24 protein-coding genes are annotated in these 26,635 nt (G+C 62.2%); 14 read left to right on the forward strand and 10 right to left on the reverse strand.

Translation table 11 applies throughout. The features are described 5' to 3' along the window. Nucleotides 1-5: 5 nt before the first annotated feature. The 4 genes from Q9451_RS28680 to Q9451_RS28695 all read right to left on the reverse strand — a co-directional run bounded on the left by Q9451_RS28680 (nt 6) and on the right by Q9451_RS28695 (nt 5,537). The gene (locus tag Q9451_RS28680; RefSeq protein WP_012270209.1) at nt 6-1,040 is read right to left on the reverse strand and encodes an ABC transporter substrate-binding protein; all 1,035 of its coding nucleotides are present in this window, start codon (nt 1,038-1,040) and stop codon (nt 6-8) included. A gap of 40 nt (nt 1,041-1,080) precedes the next feature. Beyond that, entirely contained in the window at nt 1,081-2,205 is a 1,125-nt protein-coding gene (locus tag Q9451_RS28685; RefSeq protein ID WP_012270208.1) for an ABC transporter ATP-binding protein, read from the reverse strand. Nucleotides 2,206-2,509: 304 nt separating this feature from the next. Further along, entirely contained in the window at nt 2,510-3,139 is a 630-nt protein-coding gene (locus Q9451_RS28690) for a response regulator transcription factor (protein ID WP_003255549.1), read from the reverse strand. A gap of 10 nt (nt 3,140-3,149) precedes the next feature. Further along, entirely contained in the window at nt 3,150-5,537 is a 2,388-nt protein-coding gene (locus tag Q9451_RS28695) for a sensor histidine kinase (RefSeq protein ID WP_012270207.1), read from the reverse strand. A 95-nt stretch (nt 5,538-5,632) separates the two neighbouring features. Here Q9451_RS28695 and Q9451_RS28700 point away from each other — a divergent pair, with 95 nt between their 5' ends. After that, a complete protein-coding gene (locus Q9451_RS28700; RefSeq protein WP_012270206.1) occupies nt 5,633-6,631 on the forward strand; it encodes an alpha/beta hydrolase family protein in 999 nt (332 codons plus the stop codon). Between the two features lie 101 nt (nt 6,632-6,732). Here the strand turns inward: Q9451_RS28700 and Q9451_RS28705 are convergent, their stop codons facing one another. The 3 genes from Q9451_RS28705 to Q9451_RS28715 are packed head-to-tail and all read right to left on the reverse strand — an operon-like array spanning nt 6,733 to nt 9,189. Next, complete coding sequence (locus Q9451_RS28705) at nt 6,733-7,500, reverse strand: TerB family tellurite resistance protein (RefSeq protein ID WP_012270205.1); 768 nt, start codon at nt 7,498-7,500, stop codon at nt 6,733-6,735. A gap of 1 nt (nt 7,501) precedes the next feature. After that, a complete protein-coding gene (murU, locus tag Q9451_RS28710; protein WP_012270204.1) occupies nt 7,502-8,173 on the reverse strand; it encodes an N-acetylmuramate alpha-1-phosphate uridylyltransferase MurU in 672 nt (223 codons plus the stop codon). Beyond that, nucleotides 8,170-9,189, reverse strand: coding sequence for a phosphotransferase (locus Q9451_RS28715; protein WP_012270203.1), 1,020 nt, complete (start codon nt 9,187-9,189; stop codon nt 8,170-8,172). The genes murU and Q9451_RS28715 overlap by 4 nt, the downstream gene beginning before the upstream one ends. A gap of 130 nt (nt 9,190-9,319) precedes the next feature. Between Q9451_RS28715 and Q9451_RS28720 the strand changes: the two genes are divergently transcribed. The 11 genes from Q9451_RS28720 (at nt 9,320) to Q9451_RS28770 (ending at nt 23,289) form a co-directional block, all read left to right on the forward strand. Beyond that, complete coding sequence (locus Q9451_RS28720; protein ID WP_012270202.1) at nt 9,320-12,118, forward strand: LPS-assembly protein LptD; 2,799 nt, start codon at nt 9,320-9,322, stop codon at nt 12,116-12,118. Then, complete coding sequence (gene surA, locus Q9451_RS28725; RefSeq protein ID WP_012270201.1) at nt 12,093-13,418, forward strand: peptidylprolyl isomerase SurA; 1,326 nt, start codon at nt 12,093-12,095, stop codon at nt 13,416-13,418. Before Q9451_RS28720 ends, surA begins: the two co-directional genes overlap by 26 nt. Beyond that, the gene (pdxA, locus tag Q9451_RS28730) at nt 13,415-14,404 is read left to right on the forward strand and encodes a 4-hydroxythreonine-4-phosphate dehydrogenase PdxA (RefSeq protein ID WP_012270200.1); all 990 of its coding nucleotides are present in this window, start codon (nt 13,415-13,417) and stop codon (nt 14,402-14,404) included. Before surA ends, pdxA begins: the two co-directional genes overlap by 4 nt. After that, the gene (rsmA, locus tag Q9451_RS28735; RefSeq protein WP_012270199.1) at nt 14,401-15,201 is read left to right on the forward strand and encodes a 16S rRNA (adenine(1518)-N(6)/adenine(1519)-N(6))-dimethyltransferase RsmA; all 801 of its coding nucleotides are present in this window, start codon (nt 14,401-14,403) and stop codon (nt 15,199-15,201) included. Before pdxA ends, rsmA begins: the two co-directional genes overlap by 4 nt. 145 nt (nt 15,202-15,346) lie before the next feature. Beyond that, on the forward strand, nt 15,347-15,727 hold the full coding sequence (apaG, locus tag Q9451_RS28740) for a Co2+/Mg2+ efflux protein ApaG (RefSeq protein WP_012270198.1): 381 nt from the start codon (nt 15,347-15,349) through the stop codon (nt 15,725-15,727). After that, complete coding sequence (locus Q9451_RS28745) at nt 15,727-16,593, forward strand: symmetrical bis(5'-nucleosyl)-tetraphosphatase (protein ID WP_012270197.1); 867 nt, start codon at nt 15,727-15,729, stop codon at nt 16,591-16,593. Before apaG ends, Q9451_RS28745 begins: the two co-directional genes overlap by 1 nt. A 14-nt stretch (nt 16,594-16,607) precedes the next feature. Then, nucleotides 16,608-16,940 (forward strand): thiosulfate sulfurtransferase GlpE, encoded by a 333-nt coding sequence (gene glpE / locus Q9451_RS28750; protein ID WP_012270196.1) that lies wholly within the window; start codon nt 16,608-16,610, stop codon nt 16,938-16,940. A 283-nt stretch (nt 16,941-17,223) separates the two neighbouring features. After that, the gene (locus Q9451_RS28755) at nt 17,224-19,146 is read left to right on the forward strand and encodes a PrkA family serine protein kinase (protein WP_012270195.1); all 1,923 of its coding nucleotides are present in this window, start codon (nt 17,224-17,226) and stop codon (nt 19,144-19,146) included. 141 nt (nt 19,147-19,287) lie between these two features. After that, complete coding sequence (locus tag Q9451_RS28760; RefSeq protein ID WP_012270194.1) at nt 19,288-20,562, forward strand: YeaH/YhbH family protein; 1,275 nt, start codon at nt 19,288-19,290, stop codon at nt 20,560-20,562. Next, a complete protein-coding gene (locus Q9451_RS28765; RefSeq protein ID WP_012270193.1) occupies nt 20,559-22,127 on the forward strand; it encodes a SpoVR family protein in 1,569 nt (522 codons plus the stop codon). Before Q9451_RS28760 ends, Q9451_RS28765 begins: the two co-directional genes overlap by 4 nt. Nucleotides 22,128-22,182: 55 nt before the next feature. Next, entirely contained in the window at nt 22,183-23,289 is a 1,107-nt protein-coding gene (locus Q9451_RS28770; RefSeq protein WP_012270192.1) for a multifunctional CCA addition/repair protein, read from the forward strand. Nucleotides 23,290-23,407: 118 nt separating this feature from the next. Here Q9451_RS28770 and folK read toward each other — a convergent pair whose 3' ends face one another. Further along, a complete protein-coding gene (gene folK / locus Q9451_RS28775) occupies nt 23,408-23,917 on the reverse strand; it encodes a 2-amino-4-hydroxy-6-hydroxymethyldihydropteridine diphosphokinase (RefSeq protein WP_012270191.1) in 510 nt (169 codons plus the stop codon). Continuing rightward, nucleotides 23,908-24,264: a dihydroneopterin aldolase gene (folB, locus tag Q9451_RS28780; protein WP_004375185.1), complete on the reverse strand. Its 357-nt coding sequence runs from the start codon at nt 24,262-24,264 to the stop codon at nt 23,908-23,910. Before folB ends, folK begins: the two co-directional genes overlap by 10 nt. Before the next feature lie 74 nt (nt 24,265-24,338). Between folB and plsY the strand changes: the two genes are divergently transcribed. Next, nucleotides 24,339-24,908: a glycerol-3-phosphate 1-O-acyltransferase PlsY gene (gene plsY / locus Q9451_RS28785; RefSeq protein WP_012270190.1), complete on the forward strand. Its 570-nt coding sequence runs from the start codon at nt 24,339-24,341 to the stop codon at nt 24,906-24,908. Between the two features lie 17 nt (nt 24,909-24,925). On the opposite strand, the gene tsaD is transcribed toward plsY, so the two are convergent. Then, nucleotides 24,926-25,951, reverse strand: coding sequence for a tRNA (adenosine(37)-N6)-threonylcarbamoyltransferase complex transferase subunit TsaD (gene tsaD, locus Q9451_RS28790; protein ID WP_012270189.1), 1,026 nt, complete (start codon nt 25,949-25,951; stop codon nt 24,926-24,928). Between the two features lie 204 nt (nt 25,952-26,155). Here tsaD and rpsU point away from each other — a divergent pair, with 204 nt between their 5' ends. Next, on the forward strand, nt 26,156-26,371 hold the full coding sequence (gene rpsU / locus Q9451_RS28795; RefSeq protein ID WP_003255575.1) for a 30S ribosomal protein S21: 216 nt from the start codon (nt 26,156-26,158) through the stop codon (nt 26,369-26,371). Nucleotides 26,372-26,635: the final 264 nt, after the last annotated feature.

The following is a 26,635-nucleotide window of genomic DNA, read 5'->3' on the forward strand; positions in this document are numbered from 1 at the left end:
GCGCCTTACTTCTTCGCCGCCCAGGCGTTGAAGCGTTGCTCCAGCTGCTCGCTGTTGTCAGCCCAGAAGGCCACATCGATCTGCACCTGGTTGGCGATGTTTTCAGGCGTGGTCGGCATGTCCTTCTTCACGTCTTCCGACAGCAAGCTCACGGCCTTGGCGTTGGCCGGGCCGTAGGCGATGTTCTCGGAGTAGATCTTCTGCTGCTCGGGTTTGACGCTATAGGCAATGAATTTCTTGGCTTCTTCGGCGTTCTTGGCACCTTTAGGAATCGCCCAGGCATCAAAGTCGTAGATACCGCCGTTCCACACCACTTTGAGGTTGCTTTCCTTCTGCACAGCGGCAATACGGCCGTTGTAGGCAGAACTCATGACCACGTCACCGGAGGCCAGGAACTGCGGTGGCTGCGCGCCAGCTTCCCACCACTGGATGTTGGGCTTGAGTTCATCGAGCTTCTTGAAGGCGCGGTCCTGGCCTTCCTTGGTGGCCAGCACTTTGTAGACGTCCTTGGGCGCAACGCCATCGGCCATCAGTGCGAATTCCATCGTGTACTTGGCGCCCTTGCGCAGGCCACGCTTGCCCGGGAACTGCTTGGTGTCCCAGAAGTCGGCCCAGCTGGTGGGGGCGGTCTTGAGCTTGTCGGCGTTGTAGGCCATGACCGTGGACCATACGAAGAAGCCTACGCCGCAAGGCTGGATGGCCCCAGGTACATAGTCGGCGTCATCGCCGAACAGTGCCGGGTCGAGTTCTTCGAACATGCCCTCATCGCAACCGCGCGCCAACTCCGGCGACTCGACCTCTACCAGGTTCCACGACACGCTCTTGGTGTCCACCATCGCCTTGACCTTGGCCATTTCGCCGTTGTACTCGCCTGCGACGATCTTGCCATTACCCGCCTTTTCCCATGGCTCGTAGAACGCTTTGACCTGGGCAGCCTTGTTGGCGCCCCCGAACGAGATCACGGTGAGGTCCGCGGCCATGGCCTGGCCAGCGGCGAACAGCCCCAGGGCCAGGGCGGTCAGTTTCAACTGCTTGCGCATTATTATTCTCTCCACAGTACAGGGTTGGTGAAGCAATCCATCAATGGGCTTCGGCAATCGGATCGAGCGCGCGGGCGTGCTCCACCTCCCAGCCCAGCGGTACCACATCGCCCACGGCCAATGCCGGGTCGAGCTCGGCAATCGGCTGTTTCACGAAGAAGTCGCCCTTGCCGCAAACTTCCAGGCGCACCCGCACGTGGTCGCCCAGGTAAATGAACTCGGCCACCCGGCCAGAGAAGCGGTTGACGCAGCTTTCGCTGTGGCCGTTCAGGCGCACACGCTCCGGGCGAATCGACAGGGTTACCGGCTCGCCGGCCTGGCCGACGTTCACCGCCAGCGCCTCGACCCGTTCACCGCGCGGCAACTGCACCTGGCAGCGTTTGCCATCGCTGGCCAGCAGGGTGCCGTTGATGCGGTTGTTTTCGCCGATGAAGTTGGCGACGAAGGTATTGCAGGGCTCTTCATACAGCGTGCGCGGGTCGGCAATCTGCTGGATTTCGCCCTGGTGGAACACCGCCACGCGGTCGGACATGGTCAGCGCTTCGCCCTGGTCGTGGGTCACGTACACCACGGTCACACCCAGGCGCTGGTGAATGTGCTTGATCTCCATCTGCATGTGTTCACGCAGCTGCTTGTCCAGCGCACCAAGCGGTTCGTCCATCAGCACCAGCTGCGGCTCGAACACCAGCGCCCGGGCCAGCGCCACACGCTGTTGCTGGCCGCCGGACAGCTGGCCGGGGTAGCGTTTGGCGAAGGCATCGAGCTGGACCATGTTCAGCACGCGCTTGACCCGCTCGCTGATGTCGGTCTTGCTCAGATTGCGCACGGTCAGCGGAAAGGCCAGGTTCTCGGCCACGGTCATATGCGGGAACAGCGCGTAGTTCTGGAACACCATGCCGATATCGCGCTTGTGCGGCGGCACGTTGTTGATCGAGCGCCCGGCCAGCTGGATTTCACCGGCGGTGGGGGTTTCAAAACCGGCCAGCATCATCAGGCTGGTGGTTTTACCGGAGCCGGACGGGCCAAGCAGGGTAAGGAACTCGCCCTTGCGGATATCCAGGTTGAGGTCTTTGACGATCAGCGACTCGCCGTCGTAGCTCTTCTGCACACCACGGAAGCTGACCAGCGTTTCGCTGGTTGCAGCGTTCGACTTCGCCTCGCTCATGCCTGCACCTTCTTGTTGGATGACTGCGTAGGCAAAAGAGTAGAAGAGGCGCAAGCGCCCGAAAATCGGGGGTGCTGAGAGAATGCCATCATCCGGATGGAAGATTCGCTGTAGGGATTGCCCTACAAAGATGACGCTTTCAGGACACTGCCGCAGTCCTTGCCGGAGCGGCCTTGTGCCGCGAAAGGGCTACGAAGCCCCCCCACAATTCAAGCGAAAGCGCTGAAACAAAGGGGCCGCTATGCGGCCCTTTCGCGACACAAGGCCGCTCTCACAAGGACCGCGAAACCACTCATTGTCGCAATCAGACCAGCTTGTGCTCCATGGCGTACTTCACCAGCTCCGCCAGCGAGTTCACCTTCAGTTTTTGCATCAAGCGCGCTTTGTGGGTGCTGATGGTCTTGCTCGACAGCGCCAGTTGCTGGGCAATGTCGTTGACGTTGGCGCCCTGAGCCAGGCGCTCGAACACCGAGAACTCCCGCTCCGACAGCAGCGTGTGCAATGGCCGAGACTCGGTCAGGCCCACTTCGAACACCATACGGTCGGCCAGCGACGGGTCGATATAACGCCCGCCACCCGCCACCCGGCGAATCGCGGTCAGCAACAGCGCCGGGTCGCTGTCCTTGGTGGCATAACCCGCCGCGCCAGCCTTCAACGCCCGCGCCGCCATCTGTGCCTCGTCGTGCATCGACAGCATCAGGATTGCCGGAGCGTCGTGCAACGCACGGATCCGCGGGATCGCTTCCAGCCCATTCACCCCCGGCATCGAGATATCCAGCAACACCACCTCGCACGGCGTGTGCCGCAGGGTTTCGAGCAACTGCTCGCCATTACCGGCCTCCCCCGCCACCTGCATGTCCTTGGCCAGGCCGATCAACTGCTTGATACCTTCACGGACAATGGTGTGGTCTTCGGCCACCAGCACTCGAATCACGCTCGCTCTCCTACTCCAACGGAATGGCCACGCTCAGGCTGGTGCCCTCGCCCGGTTGACTGTCCAGCGCCATGCTGCCACCCAACATCAGCACGCGCTCGCGCACACCCACCAGGCCAAACGAGGTGGGCCGGGGCTGGTCGCGGCAAAAGCCCTGGCCGTCGTCACTGACCGTCATGCGCAACTGACCGTCCTGGCGTACCAGCTCGATCTCCACGCTGTGCGCCTGGGCGTGACGCATCACGTTGGTCAGCGCCTCCTGCAGGATACGAAACAATCCAGTGGCCTTGGCATCGCTCAATGCTGGCAGATTATCCGGTACTTGCACCAGACAGGGGATTTGCGTGCGCGCCTCGAAGCGCCGCGCCTGCCATTCGATGGCCGAGGCAATACCGGCATCGAGAATCGGCGGGCGCAAAGCGGTGGCCACATCGCGCACCAGCTGGAACAGCTGCGCGATCAGGCGCTTCATGCTGCTCAGGCGTTCGTTAAGGCCTGGGTCCAGCTCGGCGAATGCCAGCTCGCACATCGACACTTCCAGCTTGAGCACGGTCAGCATCTGCCCCAGTTCGTCGTGCACTTCCCGGGCGATACGGGCCTTTTCTTCTTCACGCACGCTCTCCAGGTGGGCCGACAGTTCGCGCAGCTGCTCCTGAGATTTCGCCAGGGCCAACTCTGCCCGCTTGCCTTGGGTGATGTCCCACACCACACCGTCCCACACCACCTGGCCGTTGCCCAGGCGCCGAGTACTGGCCTTGATGTCGGCCCAGCGCTGTTCACCCTGGCGAGTGAGGATGCGCCCCTGCCAGGACCAGTCCTGGTCGCTGGCCAGGGCCAGGTCCTGTACCCGATGGTAATCGGCGCGGTCCTCGGGGTGCACCAGGTTGCGCAGGCCCATCTGCGGGTGCTGAATCTCGCTGGGCGCATAGCCCACCAGGGCCTCGCTGCCCTCACTGATATAGGGGAACTCCAGGTCGCCCTCGGCTGGGTCGCGCTCCAGACGAAACACCAGCCCCGGCACGTTACCGGCAATGCCCTTGAGCCGTGCCTCGCTCTCGCGCAAGGCCGCCAGGGCGCGGTGGCGCTCGGTGACGTCGGCGAGATAGACCACCAGATATTCGGAATCACGAAAGCGCAGAAAACTCAGCGACAGCTCCACCGGCAGCACGCTGTGATCGGCCCGCCGGCACTGCGCCTCGAACTGGCCGGTACCCCCTGCCCCCGTACGCGCGCCCTTCCACAGCTCCAGCCAGCGGTCCATGTTCAGGCTTGGTTCGAAGGTACTCAGCGGCCGCTCCAGCAGCTCGCCCTCGGCATAACCCAGCATGCGCTCGGCAGCGTGGTTGGCGTAGCGCACGTGGCTGTCCCAATTGACCCAAAGGATACCCACCGTACTCTGGTCGATGGCGAACTGGCTCAAGCGCAACGCCTCTTCGCGCACCTGCCGTTCCACAAGGCTTTCTCGCGTGGCCAACAGGCTGCGCTCCAGCTGGCGCTGCTGCCGGCGTTGCCATAGCAATGTGGCCAACGCGCACAGCAGCAGCATGCCGAACAACAAGGCCAGGTTCTGCCAGAAGCCCGGCGATTCACTCAGCCGTGGGTATTTGGGCTGTAACCAACGCTGATGCAGTTGTTCCAGCTCCTTGGCTGGCAGCGCTTGCAAGCCACGCTCCAATACATCGGCCAACAGTGGCCAGTCGCGCCGGGAACCAATGCGCAGCAATTGCGGCAGGCCGATATCGCCGACCACTGCCAGCTCACTGAACTCGCTTTCGCGTGACAGACGGCTGAGCTGCGCTTCATCCAGCACCGCAAAGGCGGCCTGGCCGCCTACCACCAGTTGCAGGGCCTCACGCTCGTTGGGCACCCCCTGCAGGTTGAGGTTGCTGTAGTTGGCGCGCAGGTAGTCCGCCAGCTGGCTGGGCATGCGCACGGCCACCCGCTGTTCGGCTTCGAGTTTTTCCAGCTCCACGGCCATGGCCCCGGTGCGCGGCCCCACCACCAGTTGCGGCACACGCATGTATGGGTCGCTGAACAACCACAGGCGCAGGCTGGCCGGCGTCTGCGTAAGCCCAGGGGCGAAGTCGATTTCGCCGCTCTGCAGGGCATGCTCCAGGCTGGCCTGGTCGCTGAAGTTGCGCCAGGTGAGGTCCAGCCGCAGCACCTGCGCCAGGCTGCTCACCAGCTCTACGTTGGCCCCGTACAGTTGCTGCAAGCGCCGGTCGAACTGGGCGTACGGCACCTGCAGCACCAGGCCCACCCGCAGGCTGCGATGGGTATCCAGCCACTGCTGCTGAGCGGGCTCCAATACCACGGCGGGCGGCGCCTCGGGCCTGGCCAATGCAATCAAGGGCAGCCACAAACAGCCGATAACCAACAGGCGACGCACTCGCTTCATCTACACGCTCGTCTTGGCAAAGGCGGCCATGCAGCATGGCCGTCACGGGCAAATACTATTAGGCTGCCGGTATCATTCTGGCCTTGGGTTGACGCATGTCCACACTTTATCGCACGGGGCTGGCAGTGTGCTGCCTGGCTTCGCTCCTTCCACTCGGTGCCTTGGCCGCCGACGCCGAAAAACCACCCGCGACTACCGCGACGCCTGCTGTCGAGCCCCCACGCCCGCCCTTGCTGGAGCGCAGCCAGGAGGATGCCCAGGCGCTCGAAAGGCTGGTGCCCAAGGCCGAACAGCAGACCCTGCAGGCGGGCGCCGACAGCTTCCTGGCCCTGTGGAAGCCGGCCAACGACAGCGACCCGCAAGGGGCGGTGATCATTGTTCCCGGTGCTGGCGAAACGGCCGACTGGCCCAATGCAGTTGGCCCGCTGCGGCAAAAATTCCCTGATGTCGGCTGGCACAGCCTGAGCGTCAGCCTGCCAGATCTGCTCGCCGACAGCCCCCAGGCGAGGGTCGAAGCCAAACCCGCTGCCGAGCCAGAAAAAGCCAAGGGCGAAAGTGCGCCGGCCAAGGATGTACCCGCCGACGCCAATGCCAATATCGCCCAAGCCACCGCGGCCGATGCCGACGCGGCGCAAAACACTGACGCCGAACAGGCCAGCGAACAGGCCGACCCAGCCGACGCCGAGCGCATTTTCGCCCGCCTGGACGCCGCAGTGGCGTTTGCCCAGCAGCACAACGCACGCAGCATCGTGCTGATCGGCCATGGCAGCGGCGCGTACTGGGCGGCCCGCTACCTGAGCGAGAAGCAACCGCCGCAGGTACAGAAACTGGTGATGGTCGCCGCACAGACACCGGCTCGCGTGGAGCATGACCTGGAGAGCCTGGCGCCAACCTTGAAGGTGCCGACTGCCGATATCTACTACGTTACCCGCAGCCAGGACCGCAATGCAGCCGAGCAGCGCCTGCAGGCCAGCAAACGGCAGAAAGACAGCCAGTACCGGCAGTTGTCGCTGATTGCCATGCCGGGCAACAAGGCTGCGGAGCAAGAGCAGTTGTTCCGCCGCGTGCGAGGATGGATGAGCCCGCAGGGTTGAGCTGAAATCGACGGGGGTGCTTCGCCCCCCTTTCGCGGCGCGAGGCCGCACAAGTGTGGGAGCGGCCTTGTGTCGCGATGGGCGGCAAAGCGGCCCCGTTTTTACAGCCCCCGCCGCTTGCGGATCATGGCATACGCCTGATGCAACTCACGGGTACGCTCGGTCGCTTCACGCACCTGCGCGTCGCTGGCACCGGTACCCGCCAGTTTGTCCGGGTGATGCCGACTGACAAGCCGACGATACGCCTGCTTGACCTTGTCACTATCGGTATCCGCCTCCACCGCCAGCAAGCGCAACGCTGCCGCATAGGTCATGGGGACGCCTTCGGCTGCCGTCGCCTTGCGCGGCTCGTACTCCAGCGACATGGCCTGCACCTGGCGCCTGCTCATGCCCAGCTTCTGCCCCCAGTCCAGCAACAACTCACGCTCCTTGTTGCCCATCTTGCCGTCGGCCCAAACCATGCGCCAACAGGCACGCAAGGTGCCTTCCGCGGCATGCGGCTGCTGGCGGATACGCCGCAGGTGCCCGCCCAGCCGGTCCTTGCCTGCCTTGCCGCGGTTGAACGCATTGATAGCGCGCAGCCGGGCTGCCTCGGCCAGGTCCAGGCGCACCATTTCCTGACGCGCCTGCTGGATATGCAGCTCACCCACCCGACCATCGCACTTGGCCAGGCGCCCGAGCATCACGAACAGCAACTCGTCGTCGCGCAAGGCCGAGCGCCCGCCCAGGCGTTCGCGCATATCGTCCCAGCCTTGCAAGCGCAGCCGGCGGTCCATGGCCTGCCCAAGCAGCGCACCGAGCAAGGCACCCGGTATGCTCGCGACAGCAAAGCCGGCACCCACACCAATCACCGTGCCTGGCCACCACATGTCAGGCGCGCTCGCCAATCAAACGCTCAACCTCGGCCAGGCGTTCGAGCGTACCGACATCCACCCAGTGCCCACGGTAGTGTTCGCCAGAGACCTTGCCGGCCGTCATGGCCTGGCGCAGCAACGGTGCCAGCTTGAAGGCGCCCGCCTGGCAACCATCGAACAACGCCGGGTGCAGCAGCGAAATGCCACTGAACGTCAAGGTGCCCGGCGCGTCGTCACCATCGACCACCCGCTCACCCACCAGACGGAAGTCACCGCGCCCGTGATGGCCAGGGTTGTCAACCAGCACCAGGTGAGCCAGGCCTTGCAGGGGAGCCTGCAGACGCGCGAAATCGTAATCGGTCCAGACATCGCCGTTCACCAACAGGAAAGGCGCATCACCCAGCAAAGGCAGGGCCTTGAAGATACCGCCGCCGGTTTCCAGCGGCTCACCTTCAGGTGAATAGCGGATGCTCAGGCCGAAGCGGCTGCCGTCACCCAGATGGTCTTCGATCTGCTGGCCGAGCCAGGCGTGGTTTATCACCACGTCAGTGACGCCCGCTGCCGCCAGGGCGCGCAGGTGGTATTCGATCAGCGGCTGGCCGGCGACCGGGACCAACGGTTTGGGGGTGTGCAGGGTCAGCGGGCGCATGCGCTCGCCCTTGCCCGCTGCCAGGATCATTGCCTTCATGCACGCGCTCCGGCCTGCAACTGCGCAATCAGCTCACCCAGCTCCGCCAATTCGGGCCGGCGACCGATCACTTCATTTATATAGGCGAAGAAACGCGGCACGTCGCCCAGGTAACGCGGTTTGCCGTCGCGGTGGCAGATACGGGCGAAGATGCCGATCACCTTCAGGTGGCGCTGCACGCCCATCAGGTCACTGGCGCGCTGGAAAGCTTCGAACTCAGCGTGCACCGGGATGCCGGCAACCTGCGCCTGCTGCCAGTAGTCACGCAGCCAGGTCTCGACCCGCGCCTGCGGCCAACTGACAAAGGCGTCCTTGAACAGGCAGGTGATGTCGTAGGTGACCGGGCCATACACCGCATCCTGGAAATCCAGCACACCGGGGTTTGGGGTGCTCTGCATCAGGTTGCGCGGCATGTAGTCACGGTGCACCAGCACCTTGGGCTGGGCCAGGGCACTGTCGATCAGCAGCTGGCTGACGCGCTGCCAGGTGGCTTTCTGCGCTTCGCTCAAGGCCAGGCCAAGCTCACGCCCCACGTACCATTCGGGGAACAGCTCCACTTCGCGGCGCAGCAGGGCATCGTCGTAGCTGGGCAGCGGGGCGTCCATCGGCAAACGCTGGAATTTCAAAAGCGCATCGATGGCATCGGCGAACAGGCCATCGGCGTTGTCGGCATTGATGATGTCAAGGTATGTCTGAGTGCCGAGATCCCCAAGCAGCAGGAAGCCACGCTCCAGGTCCTGGGCGTGGATCAGCGGCACATGCACGTCGGCGCTGGCCAGCAGGTGGTCAATGGCGACGAACGGTCGGCAGTTTTCCTGCGGGGGTGGCGCATCCATGATCACGAAGCTGTGGCCAGCCCCCTGCCAGCGGAAGTAGCGGCGAAAGCTCGCGTCGCTGCTGGCAGACGTCAAGCTGCCTGCAGGCACTTCGCCCCAGGCATTGTTGCGGAAAAGTTCATTGAGCTGCTCTTCGAGCCAGACCGTCAGTTGTTGCAGGCGTACATCGTGTTCAGGCATTACAAGGGTCTCCGACGGCCCTAGCCGTCAAGCGGGTCATGCTTTATTATCCAGCATCTTTTTCAGACCATCGAGAGGCGTGCGGCCCCACACGCGGGCAGATGGCACGCAGGAAGCCCGGACTAATAAGATGGCATTGAAATCCCCCGCGTTTCGTAGAAAGTTTCCGTTGCTGGTAACCGGCGGTCTGCTGGCCCTGCAACCTCTGGCCACCTCATATGCAGTGGCAGCCGAACAGTTCGACTGCCAAGTGTCCGCCGCCGGTGGCTGGGACTGCAAGCCCAAGGCCCCAGTCAACAACCTGCCGCCACGCCCGGTGCACGAAGGTGCGGCCGTCAGCTCCGGCACTGAAGCCGCCAGCGAAGGCGAAACCGCGGACCGGCCGATGCTGGTTACCGAGGCCAAGGGCCGTGCCCTGAAGTCGCGCAGCGAAGACTACAGCCACCTGGACTGGGTGCCGCGTGAAAAGCTCACCGCCGCGCAGCTGGCCGAAACCGGCCCGTACTGCGGTGGCGCCTATGTCGAGCCAACCCGCCCGGGCATGGCCGACACCACGCCGAAGGATGAGTCGCCGACCTACATCAACGCCAAGGTATCCAAGTACCAGCAGGAGCAGCAGATCGCTACCCTCGCCGGTGACGTGGTGATGCGCCAGGGCAGCATGCAGGCCGAGGCCGACGAGGCCAACCTCTACCAGACCGAAAACCGTGGCGAGCTCAAGGGCAACGTCAAGATCCGTGACAACGGGTCGTTGGTGGTCGGTGACGAGGCGCAAATCCAGCTCGACACCGGCGAAGCCCAGGTCGACAACGCCGAATACGTGATGCACAAGTCGCACATCCGCGGCAGTGCCCTGTACGCCAAGCGTGGCGAGAACGCCATCATCCGCCTCAAGGACGGTACGTACACCACCTGCGAACCGGGCAGCAACGCCTGGCAGCTGAAGGGCAACAACATCACCCTGAACCCGGCCACCGGCTTCGGTACCGCGACCAACGTTACGCTGCGGGTCAAGGATTTCCCGGTGTTCTACACACCGTACATCTACTTCCCGATCGACGACCGTCGCCAGTCCGGCTTCCTGCCGCCATCGTTCAGCACCAGCAGCGATACCGGCTTCATGCTGGTCACGCCGTACTACTTCAACCTGGCGCCGAACTACGACGCCACGTTGTACCCGCGTTACATGGCCAAGCGCGGCCTGCTGATGGAAGGCGAGTTCCGCTACCTGACGCCTTCGAGCGAAGGTCAGTTTGGCGGTGCGTACCTGAACGACAAGGATGACGACCGTAAAGAGCAGACTGACTACAAAGATCAGCGCTGGATGGTCAACTGGCAGCACAAAGGTGGGCTGGACGAGCGCCTGATGACTGAGGTGGACTACACCGACATCAGCGACCCGTTCTACTTCCAGGACCTGGAGTCCGACCAGATCGGCGTGGAAAGCCGTGACCTGCTGAACCAGCAGGGTGCGCTGACCTACCGTGGCGACAACTACACCGCGCGATTGAACGTGCATGCCTACGAGATGGCGACCATCTCGCAGATCACACCGTATGATCGCCTGCCGCAGATCACGCTCAATGGCGTATTGCCCTACAATCCGGGCGGCCTGGTTATGGGTTACGAGAGCGAGGCGGTACGCTTCGACCGCGACCTGAAGGACGACTTCGTACGGGATAAAGATGGCAACCCTGACTTCTCGGCAGGTGCAGCCGGCCGTCGTCTGGACCAGAACGTCAGCGGTATTGCCCGCGCCAACGGCAACCGCTTCAACGTCGCGCCGTCGATCAGCCTGCCGATGGAAGCCAGCTATGGCTACCTGACCCCTAAGCTGAAGTATGCGTACACCCACTACGACCTAGACCTGGACAGCCAGGGCAAGGCGCAGGCAATCGCGCAGTCCGCCAACCCGGCGTATGGCAGCTATAACAGCTCGCTGAACCGCGACGTACCGATCTTCAGCGTGGATAGCGGCCTGTACTTCGACCGCAACACGTCGTTGTTCGGCACGAACTACAAGCAGACCCTCGAGCCGCGCCTGTTCTATCTCAATGTCCCTTACAAGGACCAGAGAGATATCCCGATCTTCGACTCAAGCGAAACGCTGTTCAGTTACGACTCACTGTTCCGCGACAATCGATTCAGCGGCACGGACCGCATCGGCGATGAGAACAAATTGTCGCTTGGCGTAACTACTCGCTGGATCGAGGATAACGGGTTCGAGCGGCAAAACTTCAGCATCGGCCAAGCTTACTACTTCAAGGACCGAAAGGTTCAGTTGCCCGGCATCTACTATAAAGACCGACAGTCCGCTCAGTCCGATACCTCGCCGTACGCGCTTGTATATAACTACTACTTTAACCGTGACTGGCGCTTCAACTCGGACTTCAACTGGGATCCGGACAGCCGCAGCACCCGATCAGGCAGCGCGATGTTCCATTACCAGCCTGAAGACAACCCGAATAAAGTGGTCAACCTCGGCTACCGCTATCGTAATGACACCATTATTTACGACTCGACCACAGGTACGTGGAAAGAGGGTGGCAGCTATGGCAACCCAGGCGACCCGAACTACATCAAGGACTACTACAAGATCCAGCAGCATGACTTCTCGGTCATCTGGCCGATCGTTCCGCAGTGGAGCGTCATCGCTCGCTGGCAGCATGACTACAACCGCAACCGCACCCTGGAAGCCATGGGCGGTTTCGAGTACGACAACTGCTGCTGGAAGCTGCGCCTGATCAACCGCTACTGGATCGATTACGACGACTTCAGCCAAGCCCTCCCGGCGAACGAAAAAGGCGACCACGGTGTCTTCCTTCAGATCGTCCTGAAAGGCCTCGGTGGCGTAGTTGGCAACAAGGTCGAGTCTTTCCTCGACCAAGGCATTCAAGGTTACCGTGAACGTGAAGACCAAGCTTATTGATCGTCTGCGCCCAGTGTTGCTGGGCGCCGCTTTGCTGAGTGGCGCGGTGCATGCCGCGGTACAACCTCTTGATCGCGTGGTGGCCATCGTCGACAACGACGTGGTCATGCAAAGCCAGCTGGACCAGCGCGTCCACGAGGTGCAGCAAACCATCGCCAAGCGTGGCGGCGGCGTGCCACCCACTGGCGCCCTGGAACAGCAGGTACTGGAACGCCTGATCGTCGAGAACCTGCAACTGCAGATCGGCGAGCGCTCCGGTATCCGCATCACCGACGAGGAACTGAACCAGGCCATCGGCACCATCGCCCAGCGCAATGGCATGTCGCTGGACCAGTTCCGCGCCGCCCTGGCCCATGACGGCCTATCGTTCGACGACGCTCGCGAGCAGGTCAAGCGCGAGATGATCATCAGCCGTGTGCGCCAGCGCCGCGTGGCCGAGCGTATCCAGGTGTCGGAGCAGGAAGTGAAGAACTTCCTCAACTCCGACATGGGCAAGATGCAGATGTCGGAAGAGTACCGCCTGGCCAACATCCTCATCCCTACCCCGGAAGCCGCCAACTCGGATGATATCCAGAAGGCTGCGCGCAAGGTCGGTGACGTGTACCAGCAGCTGCGCCAGGGCGCCGACTTCGGCCAGATGGCGATTGCCAACTCGGCCAGCGAAAACGCCCTGGAAGGCGGCGAGATGGGCTGGCGTAAAGCCGGCCAGCTGCCACCTGACTTCGCCAAGATGCTCAGCAGCATGCCGGTGGGTGAGATCACCCAGCCCATTCGTATCCCCAACGGCTTCATCATCCTCAAGCTGGAGGAGAAGCGCGGTGGCAGCGAGAACGTGCTGCGTGACGAAGTGCATGTACGCCACATCCTGATCAAGCCAAGCGAGATCCGCAGCGAAGCAGCCACCGAGCAACTGGCCGAGCGCCTGTACGACCGCATCAAGAACGGCGAAGATTTCGGCGAGCTGGCCAAGAGCTTCTCGGAAGACCCAGGTTCTGCGCTCAACGGCGGCGACCTCAACTGGGTAGACCCGAACAGCCTGGTACCGGAGTTCCGTGAACAGATGGCCAACGCCCAGCAAGGCGTCGTGACCAAACCGTTCAAAACCCAGTACGGCTGGCACGTTCTGGAAGTGCTGGGCCGCCGCGCCACCGACAGCACTGAGCAAGCACGTGAGCAGCAGGCCCTGAGCGTACTGCGCAACCGCAAGTACGACGAAGAGCTGCAAACCTGGCTGCGCCAGATTCGCGACGAAGCCTACGTTGAAATCAAGCTGCCTGGCGCTGACCAGGCCGCCCAGTGAAGCCCCTGCGCTTCGCCGTCACGCCCGGCGAGCCGGCCGGCATAGGTCCCGACCTGTGCCTGCTGCTCGCCGCAGACGCCCAGCCTCATCCCCTGATCGCCATCACCAGCCGTGACCTGCTCGCCGAGCGGGCCACGCAGCTGGGGCTGGCCGTCAACCTGCTGTCAGTAGCCCCAGGCCAATGGCCTGAGCAGCCGGCGCCAGCCGGTAGCCTGTACGTTTGGGATACCCCCCTGGCAGCGCCCGTAACATCAGGCCATCTCGACAAAGCCAACGCCGCGTTCGTGCTGGAAACCCTGACCCGCGCGGGCAAAGGCTGCCTGGACGGGCACTTCGCCGGGATGATCACCGCCCCGGTGCACAAGGGTGTGATCAATGAAAGCGGTATCGCCTTTTCCGGGCATACCGAGTTCCTTGCCGAACTGACCCATACCGCGCAAGTGGTGATGATGCTGGCGACCCGTGGCCTGCGCGTGGCGCTTGTAACCACGCACCTGCCGCTGCGTGATATTGCCGACGCCATCACAGCCGAGCGCATCGAACGTGTAACCCGTATCCTGCATGCCGACATGCGCGACAAGTTCGGCATTGCCAACCCGCGTATTCTGGTGTGTGGCCTCAACCCGCATGCGGGCGAGGGCGGCCACCTGGGCCGCGAGGAAATCGACATCATCGAGCCGACCCTGGCCCGCCTGCGCACCGAAGGCATGGACCTACGCGGGCCGCTGCCGGCCGATACCCTGTTTACCCCCAAATATCTGGAGCACTGCGATGCGGTGCTGGCGATGTACCACGACCAGGGCCTGCCCGTACTCAAGTACAAAGGCTTCGGCGCTGCAGTGAACGTGACCCTGGGCCTGCCGATCATCCGTACATCGGTCGATCACGGCACCGCCCTGGACCTGGCCGGCACCGGCAAGGTCGACACCGGCAGCCTTCGCGTCGCGCTGGAAACCGCCTACCAGATGGCCGAGAACCGACCATGAACGAGCAATACCAACACCGGGCGCGCAAGCGCTTCGGCCAGAACTTCCTGCACGACGCCGGCGTCATCGACCGCATCCTGCGTGCCATCAACGCCAAGGCCGGCGAACACCTGCTGGAAATCGGCCCGGGCCAGGGCGCCCTGACCGAAGGCCTGCTGGGCAGCGGCGCACAACTGGACGTGGTGGAGCTGGACAAGGACCTGGTACCGATCCTGCAGCACAAGTTCGCTGATCGCGGCAACTTCCGCCTGCACCAGGGCGACGCCCTGAAGTTCGACTTCAACCAGCTGGGCGTGCCGCCACGCAGCCTCAAGGTAGTGGGCAACCTGCCCTACAACATCTCCACCCCGCTGATCTTCCACCTGCTCAGCCATGCCGGGCTTATCCGCGACATGCACTTCATGCTGCAGAAGGAAGTGGTCGAGCGCATGGCAGCCGGCCCTGGCGGGGGTGACTGGGGGCGCCTGTCGATCATGGTGCAGTACCACTGCCGCGTGGAGCACCTGTTCAATGTCGGCCCTGGCGCCTTCAACCCACCGCCAAAAGTCGATTCAGCCATCGTCCGCCTGGTGCCGCACGAAGTGCTGCCCCACCCGGCCAAGGATGCGAAGCTGCTGGAGCAGGTGGTACGCGAGGCGTTCAACCAGCGTCGCAAAACCCTGCGCAACACCATGAAGGGCCTGCTCGACAGCGCGGCCATCGAGGCCGCTGGTGTGGATGGCAGCCTGCGTCCTGAACAGCTGGACCTGGCAGCCTTCGTGCGCCTGGCCGACCAACTGGCTGATCAGCAAGCCTGATATCACCTGTACCGAGCTCTTCGCGGTTAAACCCGCGAAGAGACCGGCACCGACAACAGAAAACCCCAAGCCCCTGCACCGCTGGCCCTCGCCCCTCCCAATGGCCTAGACTGCGTTATTGCGTCAGTTCGCCCAAGGCCCTTGCATGTCCGACCCCCGCTATCAAATCGACGTCAGCGTCGTGACCCGCTACCTGAAAGAACAATCCGACCCCGAAAACAGTCGTTTCGCTTTCGCCTACACCATTACCGTGCAGAACAACGGCTCGCTCAAAGCCAAGCTGCTGTCACGCCACTGGCTGATCACCAACGGTGACGGCGAAGTCGAGGAAGTGCGCGGTGCCGGCGTGGTCGGCCAACAGCCCAACATCGACCCGGGCCAGAGCCACACCTACAGCAGCGGCGCCGTCATCAGTACCCGCGTGGGCACCATGCAGGGCAGCTACCAGATGTTTGCCGAAGACGGTAAACGCTTCGACGCCGAGATCGCCCCGTTCCGCCTGGCGGTACCGGGGGCGCTGCACTGATGGCCACTTACGCCGTCGGCGACCTGCAGGGCTGCCTGCAGCCACTCAAGTGCCTGCTCGAGCGCGTCAGCTTCAACCCCGCCGTCGACCGCCTGTGGCTGGTCGGCGACCTGGTCAACCGCGGCCCCGAGTCACTGGAAACCCTGCGCTTCCTCTACTCGATCCGCCAGTCACTGGTCTGCGTGCTGGGCAACCATGACCTGCATCTGCTGGCCGCCTGGCACAACGTAGAGCGCCTCAAGAAAAGCGACACCCTGCGCGAAATCATCGAAGCGCCGGACGCCGACCCGCTGTTCGACTGGCTGCGCCAGCAGAAGCTGCTGCATTACGACGAGGCACGCGGCATCGCCATGGCCCACGCCGGCATTCCACCGCAGTGGACGCTCGGCCAGGCCCTTGGCTATGCGGCCGAGGTGGAAGAAGCGCTACGCGATGATAGCCGCCTGAAGCTCTACCTGGACGGCATGTACGGTAACGAGCCGAACAAGTGGAGCAAGAACCTCACCGGTGTCGAGCGCCTGCGGGTCATCACCAACTACCTCACGCGCATGCGCTTCTGCACCGCCGAGGGCAAGCTTGACCTCAAGAGCAAGGAAGGCCTGGGTACCGCGCCCAAGGGTTACAAGCCCTGGTTTGCACACAAGGGCCGTCGCTCGCGGCACGTGACAATCATCTTCGGCCACTGGGCCGCCCTCGAAGGCCGCGTCGACGAACCGGGCATCATTGCCCTGGACACCGGCTGCGTGTGGGGCGGCGCCATGACCCTGTACAACGTCGACAGTGGCGAATACCACCGCTGCGATTGCGCCGACGACGGCACCCTGCGCCAACCGGCACAACCCACTACACTCAACGACCACACCTGAAGGAAGTAGTACCCATGAGCGAATTCAAGCGCATCCCTCCCGAGCAGGCCTTGGAGCTTCGCAAGCAAGAAGGTGCGGTTGTCGTCGACATTCGCGACGCACAAGCCTTCGCTGCCGGCCATATCACCGGTGCCCGGCACCTGGATAACCATTCGGTCGCCGATTTCATCCGCGGCGCCAACCTCGACGCCCCGACCCTGGTGGTCTGCTATCACGGCAATTCCAGCCAGAGCGCTGCCGCCTACCTGGTCGGCCAGGGCTTCTCCGACGTTTACAGCGTGGACGGCGGCTTCGAACTGTGGCGCGCCACCTACCCGGCCGAGACCGCCCAAGGCGCCGCCGAATAATTTTTTCATTTTTCCCGCAGCCCGCGCCCCGTACGGGCTGGCGGGTTATCTGACGAACGGTAGTTGGTAACTTCTGCCCTCCTCGCCCCTTGACCTTGCAGATAACCAACTACGCTTAAGCTCAGGCCATCCAAAAAAGGGGAGAGCCGGTACACCGGCGTGCGGGTCATCGGTAGCGTTACAGGGTGTTCTGGGGGGTATACAGCAATCGGCGAACCCGGTTGCATGCCAGCATCAGCTGACTGATCCGGCGTCGTCTCCACGTATCGAGCGAGGTGACGTCATGAGTATTTTTAGCCACTTCCAACAACGTTTCGAGTCTACGCGCCAGGAAGAACTCTCGCTGCAGGAGTACCTCGAGCTGTGCAAAGGGGATCGCAGTGCCTACGCATCGGCGGCCGAACGGCTGTTGCTGGCCATCGGTGAGCCAGAGCTGATCGACACCTCTACCAACTCCAGGCTGTCGCGAATCTTCTCCAACAAGGTTATCCGCCGCTATCCGGCCTTTGCCGACTTCCATGGCATGGAAGAGTGCATCGACCAGATCGTGTCGTACTTCCGCCACGCCGCCCAAGGCCTGGAAGAGAAGAAACAAATCCTCTATCTGCTGGGCCCGGTAGGCGGCGGCAAGTCGTCGCTGGCGGAAAAGCTCAAGCAGCTGATGGAAAAGGTGCCGTTCTATGCGATCAAGGGCTCGCCGGTATTCGAGTCACCGCTGGGACTGTTCAACGCTACCGAAGATGGGGCCATTCTCGAGGAAGAGTTCGGTATCCCACGGCGCTACCTGAATACCATCATGTCGCCTTGGGCCACCAAGCGCCTGCAGGAGTTCGGCGGCGATATCTCCAAGTTCAAGGTGGTGAAACTCTACCCGTCGATTCTCAACCAGATCGCCATTGCCAAGACCGAACCCGGCGACGAGAACAACCAGGACATCTCTGCCCTGGTCGGTAAGGTGGATATCCGCAAGCTTGAAGAATACCCACAGAACGACGCCGATGCTTACAGCTACTCGGGCGCACTGTGCCGGGCCAACCAGGGCCTGATGGAATTCGTCGAAATGTTCAAGGCGCCGATCAAGGTGCTGCACCCCTTGCTCACCGCTACCCAGGAAGGCAACTACAACAGCACCGAGGGCCTGGGGGCGATTCCCTATACCGGCATCCTGTTGGCGCACTCCAACGAATCGGAGTGGCATACCTTCCGCAACAACAAGAACAACGAAGCGTTCATCGACCGTATCTACATCGTCAAGGTGCCGTACTGCCTGCGCGTCAGCGATGAAATCAAGATCTACGACAAACTGCTGGTCAACAGCTCGCTGTCCAAGGCTCATTGCGCACCGGATACGCTCAAGATGCTGGCCCAGTTCACGGTGCTTTCACGCCTGAAAGAGCCAGAGAACTCCAACATCTACTCGAAGATGCGTGTCTACGACGGAGAAAACCTCAAGGATACCGATCCGAAGGCCAAGTCGATCCAGGAATACCGCGACTCGGCAGGCGTTGACGAGGGCATGAACGGCCTTTCCACTCGCTTCGCCTTCAAGATCCTCTCCAAGGTGTTCAACTTCGACCCACACGAAATTGCCGCCAACCCAGTGCACCTGCTGTACGTGCTGGAGCAGCAGATCGAGCAGGAACAGTTCCCGGCCGAGGTCCGCGAACGCTACCTGCGCTACCTGAAAGAATACTTGGCGCCGCGCTACATCGAGTTTATCGGCAAGGAAATCCAGACAGCCTACCTGGAGTCCTACAGCGAATACGGCCAGAACATCTTCGACCGCTACGTGCTGTATGCCGACTTCTGGATCCAGGACCAGGAATACCGCGACCCGGAAACCGGCGAGATCCTCAACCGTATCGCCCTCAACGAGGAGCTGGAGAAGATCGAGAAACCGGCCGGCATCAGCAACCCGAAAGACTTCCGCAACGAGATCGTCAACTTCGTACTGCGCGCACGCGCCAACAACAACGGCAAGAATCCAAGCTGGCTGAGCTATGAAAAGCTGCGGGTGGTGATCGAGAAGAAAATGTTCTCCAACACTGAAGACCTGCTGCCTGTCATCAGCTTCAACGCCAAGGCCAGCAAAGAGGATCAGAAGAAACACAACGACTTCGTCACCCGGATGGTGGAGCGTGGTTACACCGACAAACAGGTACGTCTGCTGTCGGAATGGTACCTGCGGGTCAGGAAATCGCAATAAAGCGGCAAGCTACAAGCCGCAAGCTTCAAGCTGCCTAGCGCCGAGCGCAAGCCCGGCGCTGTAGCTTGCAGCAGCGGTGGCTGCTCTTTCCTGCAGCCAGAAGCTTGTGGCTTGCAGCTGCTCCCAGCTACCGGAGGGACCATGAGCTACGTTATAGACCGACGCCTGAACGGCAAGAACAAGAGCACGGTCAACCGCCAACGCTTCCTGCGGCGGTACCGCGAACACATCAAGAAAGCCGTCGAAGAGGCGGTGAGCCGCCGTTCCATCATGGACATGGAACACGGCGAGCAAATCAGCATTCCCGGCCGCGACATCGACGAGCCGGTGCTGCACCATGGTCGCGGGGGCAAACAGACCATCGTGCACCCTGGCAACAAGGAATTCACCGCCGGTGAACACATCCCGCGCCCGCAAGGCGGTGGAGGTGGCGGCGGCGGTCGCGGTAAAGCGGGCAACTCCGGCGAGGGCATGGACGAATTCGTCTTCCAGATCACTCAGGAAGAGTTTCTCGAATTCATGTTCGAGGACCTCGAGCTGCCCAACCTGGTCAAGCGTCACCTGACGGGCGCCGACACCTTCAAGACCGTGCGCGCCGGTATCGCCAACGAAGGCAACCCGTCGCGTATCAACATCGTGCGCACCCTGCGTTCGGCCCACGCCCGGCGCATCGCCCTGACCGGCAGCAGCCGCGCCCTGTTGCGTGAAGCGCAAAAGGAACTGGACCGCCTGCGGGTCGAAGAGCCAGACAACTTCACCGATATCCAGGAAGTCGAACAGGAAATCGAACGCTTGAAGGCGCGCATCAACCGCCTGCCCTTCCTCGATACCTTCGACCTCAAGTACAACCTGCTGGTCAAACAACCCAACCCCAGCTCGAAGGCGGTGATGTTCTGCCTGATGGACGTATCCGGCTCGATGACCCAGGCCACCAAGGACATCGCCAAGCGCTTCTTCATCCTGCTGTACCTGTTCCTCAAGCGTAACTACGACCGCATCGAAGTGGTGTTCATTCGCCATCACACCAGTGCCCGTGAAGTCGATGAGGAAGAGTTCTTCTACTCGCGGGAAACCGGCGGCACCATCGTCTCCAGCGCCCTGAAGTTGATGCAGGAGATCATGGCCGAACGCTACCCGGCCAGCGACTGGAACATCTACGCCGCACAAGCCTCCGACGGCGACAACTGGAACGACGACTCGCCGATCTGCCGCGACATCCTCTCCAAGCAGATCATGCCGCATGTGCAGTACTACACTTACGTTGAGATCACCCCCCGTGAACACCAGGCGCTGTGGTATGAATACGAGCGCATCGGCGAAGCCTACCCCGACACGTTCGCCCAGCAGCAGCTGGTATCGGCCGGCGACATCTACCCGGTCTTCCGTGAACTCTTCCAACGCAGGTTAGCCACATGACCGCCAGAGCACAGAGACGCCAACCCATTTCCACCGGGTCCGAGTGGACGTTCGAGCTGATCCAGACCTACGACCGGGAAATCAGCCGCCTGGCCGAGCGTTACGCCCTGGACACCTACCCCAACCAGATCGAGGTCATCACTGCCGAGCAGATGATGGACGCCTACGCCTCGGTCGGCATGCCGCTGGGCTATCACCACTGGTCCTACGGCAAGCAGTTCCTCAGTACCGAAAAGTCCTACAGTCGCGGCCAGATGGGCCTGGCCTACGAGATCGTGATCAACTCCGACCCGTGCATCGCCTACCTGATGGAAGAAAACACCATGTGCATGCAAGCACTGGTGATCGCTCACGCCTGCTATGGCCATAACAGTTTTTTCAAAGGCAATTACCTGTTCCGCACCTGGACTGACGCCAGTTCGATCATCGACTACCTGGTGTTCGCCAAGCAGTACATCGCCCAATGCGAAGAGCGCCACGGCATCGATGCGGTGGAAGACCTGATTGACTCCTGCCACGCGCTGATGAACTACGGCGTCGACCGCTACAAGCGGCCTTACCCTATTTCCGCCGAGGAGGAGCGGCGCCGGCAACAGGAGCGCGAAGAGCACCTTCAGCGCCAGATCAACGACCTGTGGCGGACAATTCCGAAAAGCGCGGAAAAGGGCAACGACCGCGATGATGGGCGCTTCCCCGCCGAACCGCAGGAAAACATCCTGTACTTCATCGAAAAGAACGCGCCGTTGCTCGAACCTTGGCAGCGTGAAGTGGTGCGCATCGTGCGCAAGATCGCCCAGTACTTCTACCCGCAGCGCCAGACCCAGGTGATGAACGAAGGCTGGGCAACCTTCTGGCATTACACCCTGATGAACGACCTGTACGACGAGGGGCTAATCACCGAAGGCTTCATGATGGAGTTTTTGCAGTCGCACACCAGCGTGGTGTTCCAGCCCGGTTTCGACAGCCCCTACTACAGCGGCATCAACCCCTATGCTTTGGGGTTCGCGATGTACACCGACATCCGCCGCATGTGCGAAAACCCGACCGAGGAAGATCGCCACTGGTTTCCCGACATTGCCGGCAGTGACTGGCTTTCTACCATCAAGTTCGCCATGAGCAGCTTCAAGGACGAGAGCTTCATCCTGCAGTACCTGTCACCCAAGGTAATGCGCGACCTGAAGCTGTTCAGCATCCTCGATGACGACCAGCGCGACGACCTACTGGTGCCTGCCATTCATGACGAAGCCGGCTACCGGGTGATTCGTGAGCAGCTGGCAGCACAATACAACCTGGGCAACCGTGAGCCGAACGTGCAGATCTGGAGCGTCGACCGTCGCGGCGACCGCTCACTGACCCTGCGCCACCAGCAACATAACCGCAAACCACTGGGCGACTCGACCGATGAAGTGCTCAAGCACCTGCATCGCTTGTGGGGCTTCGATATTCACCTGGAGACCGTACAGGGCGAGCAAGTGATGAAAACCCACCACATGCCCCCGCGCGGCGAGCACGGCGAAAGCGCCGACTATGGCCGCATGGACCTGGCCGTTATCCACCATCTCTGATGCAACCCCATAACTGCCGACAGGTTATCCTGTCGGCAGTTATGGAGAGCTGCACATGCACATCTACAAAGTCGGCGGCGCCGTGCGCGACCGCCTGCTCGGCCGCCCGGTCAGCGATATCGACTGGCTGGTGGTTGGCGCTACCGTCGAAGAAATGCTTGCCAAGGGCTACCGGCCGGTCGGTGCCGATTTCCCGGTGTTCCTGCACCCGAAAACCGGCGAGGAGTACGCCCTGGCGCGCACCGAGCGCAAGAGTGGGCGCGGCTACGGTGGGTTTACCTTTCATGCCAGCCCCGACGTCACCCTGGAAGAAGACCTGATCCGCCGCGACCTCACCATCAATGCGATGGCTGAAGATGAAGCGGGCACGGTGTACGACCCCTACCATGGCAAGGACGATCTCGATCAACGCCTTTTGCGCCATGTTTCCCCGGCATTCGCCGAAGATCCTCTGCGCGTACTACGCGTCGCGCGCTTTGCTGCTCGTTATGCGCCTCTGGGTTTCCGGGTTGCCGACGAGACCCTGGAACTGATGCGCCAGATCAGTGCCTCAGGCGAACTGCAGGCACTGACCGCCGAGCGCAGCTGGAAGGAAATCGAGCGCGCGCTGATGGAGGCTCGCCCCCAGGTGTTCTTCCAAGTGCTGGGCGCTTGCGGCGCCCTGCACGAGCTACTGCCTGAGCTTGTCGACGATACACAGGCCCTGGCGGCGCTGGAGCAAGCCGCAGCGCACGAACAGCCGCTGCACGTGCGCTGGGCCTGCCTGTTGCGAGGGCTGGCACCGGCGCCGATCAAAACCGTCAACCAGCGCCTCAAGGCACCACGGGAATGCCAGGAACTGGCCTTACTTACCGGAGAGTGCCTGGCGCAGGGTAACCAGGCGCAGGAGCTACCAGCCACGGCACTGCTGGAGCTGTTGCAGAAATTCGATGTGTACCGGCGACCGCAGCGGTTCGAGGATTTCATTGTCGTGTGCGAGATGGCGGCGCTGGGCGATGGCAAGTCGAGTTATCCACAAGCCGATTATCTGCGTGGCGCAGCAGCAGCGGCGCGAGCGGTGGATGTGAAGCCGCTGGTGCAAGCCGGGCTGACGGGCCAGGCGCTGGGCGAAGCGCTCAAGCGTGAGCGGCTGAAGGCTGTCGAGGCTTACAAACGCAGTTGACCAGCGCGGTACCTGTGGGAGCGGGCGCGCCCGCGAAGAACCCAATGCGGTGGATGGCACCGGCTATGCCGGTGTTCGCGGGCACGCCCGCTCCCACAATGACCGCGAAATCCGTTAGTTAGATAGGCGTCAGCTGCAACCCGCGCCACTCGAAGGCTACCGGGGCCAGCACCTGATCGATCTGCGCCTCCTGCCATAACTGCGCCATGCCCTTGCCCGCCGCCGGATGTACCAGTTCGGGGGCCAGCAGCGACAGCGGCCACAACACAAAAGCGTTTTTCAAGATCTCGGCGCGAGGCAGCACCAGCCCGTCGAAAGTACCGTGCAAATCGTCATACATCAGCACGTCGATATCCAGTGGCAAGCCTTTGCGGTCCGGGGCATAGCGGCCGTTGTCGGCCTCGATGAACTTCAGTCGACGGTCCAGCTCGATCAACGGCAACGCGGTTTTGCCGGTCACCACGAAGTTGATGAACGGCCCGCTCTTGATCCCCACCGCCTGGCTTTCGAACGCCGGCGAGCAATGCATGTCCGTCAGGATACCGGCCAACGCATCGAGCCCGGCGCACAAATGCGCTTCACGGTCGATGTTGCTGCCGAGCCCCAGGTAAACCGTGCTCAGAGACATCCGCGCTCGATCTCCACGCCTACACCACCACGGGCCGCCGGCACCGCACCCGGTTTGGTCAGCTTCAACCGTACCCAAGGGATGTGGAATTCCTCCATCAGCGTTGCCACCAGGCGCTCGGCAAAGGTTTCCACCAGCTCGAAACGGGCCTGCTCGGCGAACGCCTGGATGCGTGCCGAGACACTGGCGTAGTCCAGCGCCAGGTTCAGGTCGTCACCGGCGGCAGCCGGGCGGTTGTCCCAGGCAAAGCTCAGGTCCAGGCGCAAGCACTGGCGAATATCCCGCTCCCAGTCATAGGCACCGATGACGGTATCGACTTCCAGGCCTTCGATGAACACTCTGTCCAAGCACTTCTCTCCACAGCACGACAAGGGCGACTGGCGCCGTTAGAATCAGGGCGTCCTCGCCCGGAATAGTTAGCATGTTTTGGTTACTGGCGTTGCTCGCCTACCTGCTCGGCTCGCTGTCCTTCGCCATTGTCCTCAGCCGCCTTTCAGGCAGCCCGGACCCGCGTTCCAGCGGCTCAGGCAATGCCGGCGCCACCAATATGCTACGCCTGGCAGGCCGTAAACTGGCGATCCTGACCCTGCTTGGCGACCTGTGCAAGGGCCTTTTGCCGGTATTGCTCGCCCGCGCTGCCGGGCTGGACCTGCATGCGCAGGCCTGGGTGGGCGTGTGCGCGGTGCTGGGCCATCTGTTCCCCCTGTACTTCCGTTTCCAGGGCGGCAAAGGCGTGGCGACAGCTGCCGGCATGCTCATGGGCCTGTATTTCCCGGCCGCACTGCTGGCTATCGGTGCCTGGCTGCTGACCTTCTACCTCACCCGCACCAGCTCGCTGGCGGCACTGATCGCCACACCACTGACGTTGCCATTGCTGGCCTGGCGCGAGCCCGAGGCCCTGCTGCCGATCACCGTGCTGACAGCGATGATCGTGTGGCGCCACCGTAAAAACCTGCGCGACCTGTTTGCAGGGCGCGAACGGCACTTCTGAACCTTCGGCGGTAAACCTTACAGTGGCGGCAACTGCTCCATCGGCCAGCGTGCCTGCACGCTGATCGCCAGGTCCTGCTGCTGCCCGGCCAACAGTCGCTGGCAACCGGCATAGGCGATCATCGCGCCATTGTCGGTACAGAACTGTGGGCGCGCGTAGTACACATTGCCCTTCATTCCGGCCAGCATCTCTTCCAGCGAGGCACGCAGCGCTTTGTTGGCACTCACGCCACCAGCGATGACCAGGCGCTTGAGGCCAGTCTGCTTGAGGGCTCGCTTGCACTTGATGGTCAAAGTTTCCACCACCGCCTGCTGGAATGCCAGGGACACGTCGCAACGGGTTTGCTCACCGTCGTCGCCAGCATTCTTGCATTGCTGCCAGGTGTTGAGGGCGAAGGTCTTGAGGCCGCTGAAGCTGAACTCAAGACCCGGACGATCGGTCATCGGCCTTGGGAAAACGAAGCGCCCAGGTACGCCCTGCTCTGCGAGGCGCGCGATTTCCGGGCCGCCTGGGTAATTGAGGCCGATCAACTTGGCGGTCTTGTCGAACGCCTCGCCGGCAGCGTCGTCCAGGCTCTCGCCCAGCAGTTCGTACTGGCCGATGCCATCGACCCGAACCAACTGCGTGTGACCACCGGAAACCAACAAAGCGACGAACGGAAACTCGGGTGGGTTTTCTTCCAGCATGGGCGCCAGCAGGTGGCCTTCCATGTGGTGCACACCTATCGCCGGGATGTCCCAGGCAAAGGCCAACGCCTGGGCGCAGGAAGCCCCGACCAGCAAGGCACCGACCAGGCCAGGGCCCGCGGTATAGGCGATGGCGTCGATCTCGGTGGCGACGCAGCCAGCCTCGTCCAGCACCTGGCGAATGAGCGGCAGCATGCGCTTGACGTGATCACGCGAGGCAAGCTCGGGCACTACGCCGCCGAACACGCGGTGCAGGTCGATCTGGCTGAACAGTGCGTCGGCCAACAAACCGCGTTCACTGTCGTATAATGCGACGCCAGTTTCGTCGCAGGATGTTTCCAATCCCAGTACTAGCATGGGTTCGTCCCTTGTGGGGGCTGAATTCGAAGCCGCGCATGATAGTCCCCGTGTCGGATGCCGACCAGCGGTTTTCGATCAGAGGCTTTGCATTCCTGCTTGCTAAGGGTTAACATCCGCAACCCTTGAAAACCGACGTTCTCCAGCACACCTTTGTTTTGCCAGGAGCACGTCTACCCCGGTAATGAATTAAGGTAGCCCTGGATGCCAGCCGTCAAAGTTAAAGAGAACGAACCCTTCGACGTAGCTCTGCGTCGTTTCAAGCGCTCCTGCGAAAAAGCCGGTGTACTGGCTGAAGTTCGTAGCCGCGAGTTTTACGAGAAGCCGACCGCCGAGCGTAAGCGTAAAGCAGCTGCTGCTGTTAAGCGTCACGCCAAGAAAGTTCAGCGCGAACAGCGCCGCGCCGTTCGTCTGTACTAATACAGGCGTTCAACGCAAAGCTTCTGCCCTGCCCGGCTAACCGCCGGGCGATGGCAGTGGTCGCTTCACACTTGAGCAGCTAGCTCAAGGCCCTGCACAAGCTTCATGCGAACTGCTCATGGGCAACCTGCCTGAAACGTCAGAGCTGGTCTTTCTTGCTGTATGACCAGACGTGCACGTCCGACTGACGGGCCCTTAGGGGCTGGCGACGAGCACACACCCCCTCGCACTTCCCCAAGCAACACTCGCCCCATTCGGCGCGTG

Source organism: Pseudomonas sp. NY8896 (assembly GCF_039634505.1).